The organism is Clostridium sediminicola (genome assembly GCF_050402865.1).
Lineage (GTDB): Bacteria > Bacillota > Clostridia > Clostridiales > Clostridiaceae > Clostridium_AF > Clostridium_AF sediminicola.
Map to the genome: position 1 here is coordinate 1 of NZ_BAABMF010000088.1, position 311 is coordinate 311.

Annotated in this window: 1 protein-coding gene; it reads left to right on the top strand. The window is 35.0% G+C overall.

What is annotated here, in order from left to right:
• Window positions 1-311, top strand: a 311-nt coding sequence (locus tag ACQ3F0_RS26860) for an electron transfer flavoprotein subunit alpha/FixB family protein (protein ID WP_428868878.1), incomplete at both ends; no start/stop codon positions are given.

Genomic DNA, 311 nt, shown 5'->3' on the forward strand with positions numbered 1-311 from the left:
TATATTAGAAAATCAACCTGAGTCAGTATTGATAGGAGCTACTTCAATTGGAAGAGATTTAGCGCCTAGAATTGCAGGAAGAGTAGGAACTGGATTGACAGCAGACTGTACATCATTAGATGTAGATCCATCAGATAATAAATTATTACAAACACGTCCTGCTTTTGGTGGTAACTTAATGGCAACAATTATATGTCCAAAGAATAGACCACAAATGTCAACAGTAAGACCTGGAGTAATGGAAAAAGCAGAATATAAAGATAAAGCAGCAGAAGTAGTTAAGATAGTTCCTGAGTTAAAAGAAGAAGATA